Source organism: Antribacter sp. NEAU-D49 (assembly GCF_057158775.1).
The window spans coordinates 68,127-77,122 of record NZ_JBXTSN010000026.1 but is presented as its reverse complement, the minus strand read 5'-3'; the positions used below and the strand labels follow the sequence as shown (position 1 = coordinate 77,122).

Below are 8,996 nucleotides of genomic sequence, written 5' to 3'. Positions count from 1 at the left end.
TCGAGTCGCGCGAGCATCTGCGCGCGCAGCGGTCCCGTCTCCTGCTTCGATTCGTCCACCCGTCGAGGCTATGGCTCGCGCACACTCACCGTCGCGCCGCAGGAGGAGGTGCTACCGAGATGCGACAGCCGAGGTCTGCCCGTACCGACCGGACGACGCCGGGGCCGCACCTTCGTACGGAAGGTGCGGCCCCGGCGTCGGGCAGGGTGCTGCTGGTGCTGCTGGTGCCGCTAGTACACGTACGGCCAGCCGGACGAGTCGTAGCCGAGCAGGTTGATGCCGAGGCGAGGGTCACCCGCGTTGTCGTAGTAGTGGTAGAAGAGCACGTCAGAGTCGGTGTCGGTGATGACCGCCTGGTGGCCGGGGCCGTGGACCGAGCCGTGGCCGGCGAGGATCTGCGTGCCGCCGCCCGACATCATGGAGGTGCCGTTGCGGTCCACGTACGGACCGGTCACCGAGGTGGAGCGGCCCACCATGACGCGGTACGTGCTCGCGGCACCCTGGCAGCAGGCGTCGAACGAGACGTAGAGGTAGTAGTACCCGTTGCGGTAGTGGATGGTCGGCGCCTCGATGGCGCCGCCGCCGCGGCTGGCGAGGCTGTAGAACGCCGTGCCGGAGCGCAGGCCCGTCGACGAGCTGAGGGCGATCATCTTGATGCCCGACCAGAAGGAGCCGAAGCTCAGGAACCAGCGACCCTGCTGGTCGATCACCAGGTTGGGGTCGATGGCGTTCCAGTCGTCCGACGTGCTCGACGCGACGACCAGGCCCTGGTTGGTCCAGCTCCCGGCGGCGCCGGTGGTGCTCGTCGCGAGGAAGATCGCCGAGCGGTTCGACCCGAAGGTGGAGGCCGAGTAGTACATGTAGTAGCGCCCGTTGGCGTAGTGGATGTCCGGGGCCCAGACGTGGTTGCTGTTGTTCGTGTAGCCGTGCACCCAGGACATGCCGTTCGGGAACGCCATGCCGGCGGCCCGCCACGTGGTGCGGTCCGTCGACGTCCTGAGGTTGACGCCCTCACCGGTGTTGGCGAGCAGGTAGGTGCCGTCCGGCCGCTTCACCACCTCGGGGTCGTGCACGATGGTGTCGCCCGAGACCGGCCCGGGGTTGGGGTACGTGGTGGGCGTGCTGACGTCGCCCACCTTGACCAGCTGCCACTGCTGGTTGTTGGTGTTGGTGTCCGAGTACTGGGAGACGCGGCCGCCGTCGGCGGTGGACCACTCCCAGACCTCGAGCGACTTGCCGCTGTTGCGGTTGATGAGCTGGATGTAGCCCGACGCCGGGTCCTGCACGCTGAACTGCTGGTTCGTGGCGTTGGAGTCGGTGTACTGGACCACGTTGGCGCCGTCGGCCGTGGAGCGGCTCGCGACGTCGACGACCTTGCCGCTGTGCCGGGACTTCAGCCGGTAGTAGCCGCTGCCCGAGCTGACGAACTGCCACTGCTGCACGGCGTGGTCGTTGCGGGCCCACTGCTGGATGCCCGCGTTGTTGGCCGTGGAGAGGCCGGAGACCTCGAGGGCCTTGCCGCTGTGCCGGTTGACCAGCACGTACCAGGCGTTGGTGTCGATGGTCGCTGCCGCCGCCTGCGGGGACGCCGCCGGGACGGCGAGCTGGGAGAACGTGACGGCCGCGGCGACCAGCAGCGTCAGCGCTGCCTGGACTCCGCGGCGCCAGGGGAACCTACGGGATGCCTGCATGAAACCTCCTCGTTGAGGCGCTGTTAGCGCTCACACGAGCGCCGCGGACTAGTTTCCATCGTTGTACATCGGGTCGTCAAGGGGTTCGTCGTAGGCTCGACGGGTGCAGCCCACCTCGCGTCCGTCCACCTGGCGACCCGAGCCGGTCGAGGTCGCCCTCACCACCGTGGACGACGCCGTGCGCGTGCTGACAGGGCTGAGGATCACGGCGCTGACCGGCGCGGGGATCTCCACCGACTCGGGCATCCCGGACTACCGCGGCCCCGACTCGCCGCCGCGCAACCCCATGACGTACCAGCAGTTCGTGCAGGACGAGGCCTTCCGCCGCCACTACTGGGCGCGCAACCACGTGGGCTGGCAGCACGTGCGCCGCACGGAGCCCAACGCGGGCCACCGTGCCCTCGTCCGGCTCGAGGAGCGCGGTCTCCTCGCCGGCATCATCACGCAGAACGTGGACCTGCTGCACGAGGATGCCGGGTCACGCACCGTCATCGACCTGCACGGACGGTACGACCGCGTGGTCTGTCTCCAGTGCGGCCGGGTGGTCTCCCGCGCCCACCTGGCGACCCGGCTGGACGCGCTGAACCCCGGCTTCCTCGAGTCGGTCGGCGACGTCGCCGACATCGAGATCGCGCCCGACGCCGACGCCGTCATCGAGACCACCTCGCACTTTCGCCCCGCCCCCTGCGAGTTCTGCGGCGGCGTGCTCAAGCCGGAGATCGTGTACTTCGGCGAGAACGTGCCGCGCGAACGGGTGGAGCGGGCGTTCGCCATGGTCGACGAGGCCGACGCACTCCTCGTGGCCGGGTCCTCGCTCACCGTGATGAGCGGGCTCCGGTTCGTGCGCCGGGCCGCCGCCGACGGCAAGCCGGTGGTGATCGTCAACCGCGGCCTCACCCGCGGTGACGTCCACGCGACCGTCAAGGTCGACGGCGGCACCAGCGACGTCCTGACAGAGCTCGCCGAGCGGCTCTGACGGCGATCCCGGGGCTCTCAGCCGAAGACCGCCGGGCTGCTCCGCCAGCCCGTCGACCGCGTCGCCAGGTCGGTCACACCGGAACGGCCCGACGGCGACAGGGTGAGGACCCGCTCGCCCGGCCGCAGGCGCGCGTCCGCGAAGTAGAGCTCGCCCAGCTCCTGCGCCGCCACGTCGTCGCCGGCGTCCGCCGCGACGAGGAGGTGCGCCAGCTCGTCGGCGATCGCGTCGTACTCCGCCGACGTGATCTCCGTACCGGGGAAGCCGCTCAGGTCGGCCCCGGTCCGCTCCGCCTCCTCCCGGACCGTGCCGCTCAGGGGGTCCGGTACGCCTTCGAGGCCCAGCATCGGCCCCCAGAAGTCCCAGAGCAGCAGCTCGTCCCGGTGCCGGTGCGCCACCTCGCGGAGCACGTAGTCGCGGACGAAGTCCTTCCCGCGAAGCCCGGGCAGGTTCCCGGCCACCCCGAACGTCTCCGGATCCGCCGCGCCCGAACGGATGGCGAGCCACACCTCGGCCGCAGTCAGGAACGGGGCGTCCGGGCCGGCGGGGATGTCCGCGGGGTCGAAGCCCCACGGGTCGTCCGGGCCCAGCTCCGGGTCGAATCGGCGCCAGCGGTCGCCGTCCCAGAACTCCGCGATCACGTGGTCGGCGTGGAAGCCGGGGTCGAAGTAGCCGGCGAAGCCCACGCGTGACCGGGCAGGTACCTTGTGCGCCCGGAACGTGCCGATGGTCAGCAGGGTGTGGTCCCGGCAGCAGCCTGCGACCACCTGCTCCGCGGAGCGCGACCCCGTCAGGGCGCCCGACCGCTGGACAGCCGCGCCGAGGATCGACTCCAGCCACCGCCGGTCGATGTCCTCGCCCTGCTCCGCGGTGAGGGTCGCCCCCGAGCGGTAGTGGACGACGGCGTCGCACGCCACCGCGCGCAGCGACGCCGGGTCGGCAGGCACCTCCGCGACGAGGTCGGCATGGGGACCGGGGTCCGAATAGGTGCTCTGGCTGGCGTAGTCGGCAAGGGTAGGTGCAGGCACGTCATCGTCCTTTCCTGGGCGGTGACGAGACGCTAGCAAAAAACGGTTCACCTGCACACCAGCATTCGGTCAGCCCCGGCGTGCCTCGAAGAACTCCCGGAGCAGGGCGCCGCACTCCGCCTCGCGGACCCCGCCCACCACCTCGACCTCGTGGAGCGCGCGACGGTCGCGCACGAGGTCCCAGACGGAGCCGGTCGCCCCGGCCTTGGGGTCCCACGCGCCCACGACCAGCCTCGCCACGCGGGCGAGGAGCAGTGCGCCCGCACACATGGCACAGGGCTCGAGGGTGACCACGAGCGTGCAGCCCTCGAGCCGCCACTCCCCCGTCTCGCGCGCCGCGGCGCGCAGCGCCAGCACCTCCGCGTGCGCGGTCGGGTCGCCTGTGGCCTCGCGCTCGTTCCGCCCGGAACCGACGACACGGCCCTCGCGGTCGAGCACCACCGCGCCCACCGGCACGTCACCCGTGCCGAGCGCTCCCCGGGCCTCGTCGAGCGCCAGCCCCATCGCGTCTGCCCACGTCATGGCGCGTTCGGCCACGGTGTCGCCCGGGAATCGGGTGGCTCTGCCGGAAGGTGCGGTCACGCAGATCACCATAGCGACGCGGCCTCCGGACGGCTCTCGGCGGGCGAGAGCCGGTAGCGTGGAGATCATGCGCCTGAACGTCGTCGACCACCCGCTGGTGGCCCACAAGCTCACCGTCCTCCGCGACGAGACCACCCCCTCGCCGACGTTCCGCCTGCTCGTGGACGAGCTGGTGACCCTGCTCGCCTACGAGGCCACGCGCGAGATCGCCGTCGAGCCCCACGAGGTGCGGACCCCGGTCACGACCACGACGGGGGTGCGGCTCTCGTCACCGCCGCCGCTCGTGGTGCCGATCCTCCGCGCGGGCCTGGGCATGCTCGACGGCATGACCCGCCTGCTGCCCACCGCCGAGGTGGGTTTCCTGGGGCTGCAGCGCGACGAGGAGACCTTCCAGGCCGTCACGTACGCGAACCGCCTGCCCGACGACCTGACGGGCAGGCACGTGTTCCTGCTCGACCCCATGCTCGCGACGGGAGGCACTCTCGTGGCGGCCATCGACTACGTCTTCGAGCGGGGCGCCCGCGAGGTGACCGCCGTGTGCCTGCTCGCCGCCCCGGAGGGCCTCGAGCTCCTCGAGGGCGCCGTGGGTGACCGGGTGGACGTGCAGGTCGTCGTCGCGGCCGTGGACGAGCGGCTCAACGAGAAGGCCTACATTGTGCCCGGGCTGGGCGACGCCGGCGACCGTCTCTACGGGCTGGTCTAGCTACCCCTGGGGCTTGGTCTGGCAGACCGCCGCGGCCCAGGACCAGAGGTCCTGGCCGGTGGTCCACCCGCCGGACCGGCCGGGGAAGGCCCACGGCGCTGCCACCGCTGCGGCGGTGCACTCCGCGGAGGCCCGGGCGGACCGGTCCGCCTGCGCCTCCTCGCTCCGGCCGCCCGCGGCCTGCTCGGCCGTGGCCTGCTGAGTGGCGCCCTGCTGGCCCGTCGTTGTCTGCTGGCCCGTGGTTGTCTGCTGGCCGGCCGGGCCCTGCGTCGTGGCCGGCGTGGCGGGCCCTTGTGCCTGGCCGCCCTGTCCTGTGGCGCCCCCGGTCGTCTGCGCCGGGTCCGGGGTGACGGGCTCAGGCGTCGGCGGCACGGGCGGCGGGCACACCACGGGGTCGACCGAGAAGCGGCGTTCCACGGCGTGGACCCGCCCCTCGAGCTCACGGCTCAGGCGCACGGTCACACGTCCCGCCGGGGCGAGATCGTCGCCCAGCGTGAGCCGTGCGGCGCCGCCCGCGGGGATCTCGACCGTGCTGCCCGTCGACCACCGCGACGTGCGGTACATCCGGCCGTTCCACGCGGTCGCGCCGGTGTTGTGCACGTCCGCCACGATCCGGCCGGTGCCGTCGGTGCACTCGACCAGCGGCGTGACGGTCAGCGACGACTCCGGCCACTCCACCCGAGCGCAGGACCGGAAGGTCACGTCCGCGGTGCTGAGGGTCCTGCCGTCCGCCGTGACGTCCACCTGGTCGGTACCCCACGGCACGGTGAGCGTGAGGGTGGCCTTCTCGCCCGCCGGGACCAGGAGCGTCTCGCCACCGGCCGAGAACTGCACCGGCAGGGTGGAGCCCGTGTTGTCGACGGGCACGGCGAAGGTGCGGAGGGACGTGTCTCGCTCCGGGTCGTACGTGCACTCGCCGACGCGCTCGGCGGCACCAGCCGCGGGCGCGAGCGTCGCCGCGGCATAGTCGGCCACCGGCGTCGCAGCGGCCGTCAGGAGGTGCGTGGGCAGGTCACCGTCGGAGTCCGCGGTCCAGCGCGAGAGCCGGAAGGCCGCCTGCCCGGCGTCCACCTGCGTGGCCCCCGTGACCACCTGCAGGGACACCGTCGCACCCGGGTCGACGGTCAGCTGGCCCGACTCGAGCGTCGCCCCGCCCGACGGGACGACCATGGTGACCTGCAGCGGCTCGTCGGTGCGGTTGGTGAGGTCACCGCGGACACCGACCGAACCGTTCACGTTGACGGGCGCCGCCACGGCGTCGACGTCCCAGGCGGGCTCGTAGCAGTCACGTGCGGCGTGCGAACCGGCCGGGACCCGCGTGGTGTGGGTGCGCCCGTCCACGACGGAGGAGAGCACATAGCTGGCAGGTCCGGCAGGCACGCGGAGCCCGTCGGGCACCTGGAGCGTCACCTGCTCGCCCGGCCCCACGGCGGAGGCTGAGGCGACGGCGGCCCCTCCGGCCTCGAGCGTCACCGCGACGGTCTGGACGGTGTGGTTGGTGTACGTGCCCGTCACGGCGGACTGCGCCGTAGCGACCCCGCCCGTGGCGAGGCACAGCGTCTCGACGTGCCCAGCGCCCTGGACCGCCCCGTCCCACGACTGCGCCACGTTCATCGTGCTGGACGCCTGGAGCACCTTGGCGGAGCCCGGCAGCACGGGCACGACGGCCACGGTGCCCGACGCTGTGCGGGGCGCCGTCCCGTCGGCGACCACGGCGAGGGGCAGCCGTCGTCGCTCGTCCTTGACCAGGGCACCCGCCGAACCGTCCTTGCGGGACAGGGGCGAGCAGCGCCAGTCGTTGGCGGCCGTCGCCGCGTCGCTCACGCACGACAGGGCGGACTGGGACGCAGCGGGAGCCACGCCGGCGGGCAGGGTGACGACCACGGACCAGCCCGCGGGCGCCGTCTGGTCGCCGGTGTTGCCGATCTCCACGTCGAGCACGCTCGACCCGGGGTTCGCGATCTGGGCCCGCCCCACGTGGGCAGCGAGCTCGGCTCCGTACGAGGCCACCTGGGCCGCAGCGAAGCTCACTCCGGCGGGCTTCAGGCCTGCGGCCCACACCTCCGCGGAGATCGGGTAGACGCCGCCAGACCTGGCCTCCACGCCGACCACGACCCGCCGGGCCGTGCCGGCCGCGACGGTACCGAGGTCGCAGAGCACCGTGGTACCCGGCGCGCCGTCGTCCTCCGGGACGCACGCGAACGGGTGGGCGGTGACCGGCGGGCCCATGACCCCGACGTCGCTGCCCACGTCGCCCGGGACGTCACCGGCCGGGTCGCCGGTGACACCGTCGGCGGCGACCGTGACTGCGGCCTCCTCGGTGGCACCACCGGCGGCGGCGGTCCCGGCGGGTGAGCCGACGCCCGCACCGAACGGCGCCCCGGCGGACCGCGCCGTCAGACCCTCCGGGAGGGTCAGCCGGACGAACGTCTCGGGCGCGTCGCTGCCACCGGAGTTGGCGAGGGTGAGGACGATGTCCTGGGGCACCCGAGCCTGGAGCTTCGCAGCGGAGTCGGCGAGCGTGACGTCGAGGTCGGCCGGTTCGGGGACAGGCACGGGGACGAGCAGGTTCGTGGCTGACAGGGGGTCCAGGATCTCCGGGACCTCGACGAGCTCGTCCGTGCGCGGCTCGACGGCCACCAGGGAGCTTCCCATCGAGAGCCCCAGGCTGAACCGCTCGGCCTGGGCCATCGGGGCGAGCACCTGGAGCACGGCCGCGACACCGACCGTCGCCGCCGTGATGGCGCCCGCGGCCAGGCCGGTCGACGTGAGGGCGCCCGTGGCGCCCGCGGCAACACCGGCGACGGTTCCGGTGGTCGCTGCGGCGGTCGTCGCTGCGGTGGTGGCGGCCGTCGTCGCCGCGGTGGCGGCACCGGCGCCGACCGACCCTCCGGCGACCGTCGCACCGGCGGTGCTGCTCACGGTGGTGGTGGTCACAGTGCCCGCGCCGGCACCGACGGCGCCGGCGCCGGTCGTGACCGCCCCGGTCCCTACCGCGCTCCCGGAGGTGACGGACCCCGCGGAGGTGAGCGCCGTCGTCGTCCCCGCCTTGGCGACTGCCGCGGCGGAGCCGGCCTTCACCAGGAGTGCCGTGCCCGTCCCGCCGATGGGGAGGGCGACGCCCACGAGACCCAGGCCCGCGACCCCGAGCATCAGCGGCGCGACGACGCACTTCATGCCGTGGGCCACGTCGTGCAGCTCGAGCACGAGGGCGCTGCACGTGCCGCAGCCCGTGAGGTGGTCGTCCACCTTGGCATTCTCACGCTTCGAGAGGCTGTCCCGGACGTACTCCCCGAGGGAGCTGTTGACCTCGCGGCAGGCCGCCGACGGCGCGTGCGACAGGTGCTGCTGCAGGTAGCCGGCCCGCAGCGCCTCCTTGGCACGGTAGAGGAGGGCGGAGACGCCGTTGGGGGACAGACCGAGCAGCGGGGCGATCTGTGCCGGCCGGTGCTCCTCGACGAGCGCGTAGTGGAGCACCATGCGGTACCGCTCGGGCAGCTTGAGGTACGCGCGGAAGACGACCGTGCGCTCGAAGCCCGCCAGGGCGGCATCCTCGTCGGACGCGAGACGGCCGAGCGCGTGCTCCAGCTCGTCGTCGGCCGTGGGACGGGTGCGTCGCACGCCGCGGGCGAGCGACGTGGCCGTGTTGCGCACGACCGTGAGGATGTAGCCGCGGAAGTTGAGGTCGGGGCCCTTGCCGCGGAGGAGAGTCTGGAACGTGCTCTCGAAGGCGTCGGCCACGACCTCCTCGACGTCGGACGGCGCGACGAGACAGCGGGCGACCTGCTTTGTCGCCATGACGTGACGGCTGTAGAGCGCGCCAAAAGCCTGCCGGTCCCCGTCTCGGACCCTCAGGATGAGCTCTGCGTCGCTGGGAGAATCCCCCGCACCGCTGTCGACTTCTGCCACGTCTTCCTCGCTACCTCGCCGACCATGGCGACGACCGGTGATGGCGGGTGGACCCGGTAATCCGGGCACTCAGACTCTAGCCCCTGACTATAGGCGGCGCCCAGAGC

General features: G+C 72.8%; 6 protein-coding genes. 2 read left to right on the top strand and 4 right to left on the bottom strand.

Features of this window, described 5'->3' with window-relative positions; all coding sequences use genetic code 11:
* Nucleotides 1-230: 230 nt before the first annotated feature.
* On the bottom strand, nt 231-1,691 hold the full coding sequence (locus AC060K_RS18040; protein WP_483766725.1) for a family 43 glycosylhydrolase: 1,461 nt from the start codon (nt 1,689-1,691) through the stop codon (nt 231-233).
* Nucleotides 1,692-1,857: 166 nt separating this feature from the next.
* Here AC060K_RS18040 and AC060K_RS18035 point away from each other — a divergent pair, with 166 nt between their 5' ends.
* Entirely contained in the window at nt 1,858-2,667 is an 810-nt protein-coding gene (locus tag AC060K_RS18035; RefSeq protein ID WP_483766730.1) for a Sir2 family NAD-dependent protein deacetylase, read from the top strand.
* Nucleotides 2,668-2,684: 17 nt separating this feature from the next.
* Here the strand turns inward: AC060K_RS18035 and AC060K_RS18030 are convergent, their stop codons facing one another.
* Complete coding sequence (locus tag AC060K_RS18030; RefSeq protein ID WP_483766724.1) at nt 2,685-3,695, bottom strand: transglutaminase domain-containing protein; 1,011 nt, start codon at nt 3,693-3,695, stop codon at nt 2,685-2,687.
* A 69-nt stretch (nt 3,696-3,764) separates the two neighbouring features.
* Nucleotides 3,765-4,217 (bottom strand): nucleoside deaminase, encoded by a 453-nt coding sequence (locus AC060K_RS18025; RefSeq protein WP_483766729.1) that lies wholly within the window; start codon nt 4,215-4,217, stop codon nt 3,765-3,767.
* A gap of 127 nt (nt 4,218-4,344) precedes the next feature.
* Between AC060K_RS18025 and upp the strand changes: the two genes are divergently transcribed.
* Nucleotides 4,345-4,980, top strand: coding sequence for a uracil phosphoribosyltransferase (upp, locus tag AC060K_RS18020; protein WP_483766723.1), 636 nt, complete (start codon nt 4,345-4,347; stop codon nt 4,978-4,980).
* On the opposite strand, the gene AC060K_RS18015 is transcribed toward upp, so the two are convergent.
* Nucleotides 4,981-8,889: a sigma-70 family RNA polymerase sigma factor gene (locus AC060K_RS18015; protein WP_483766722.1), complete on the bottom strand. Its 3,909-nt coding sequence runs from the start codon at nt 8,887-8,889 to the stop codon at nt 4,981-4,983.
* Between the last annotated feature and the right edge of the window lie 107 nt (nt 8,890-8,996).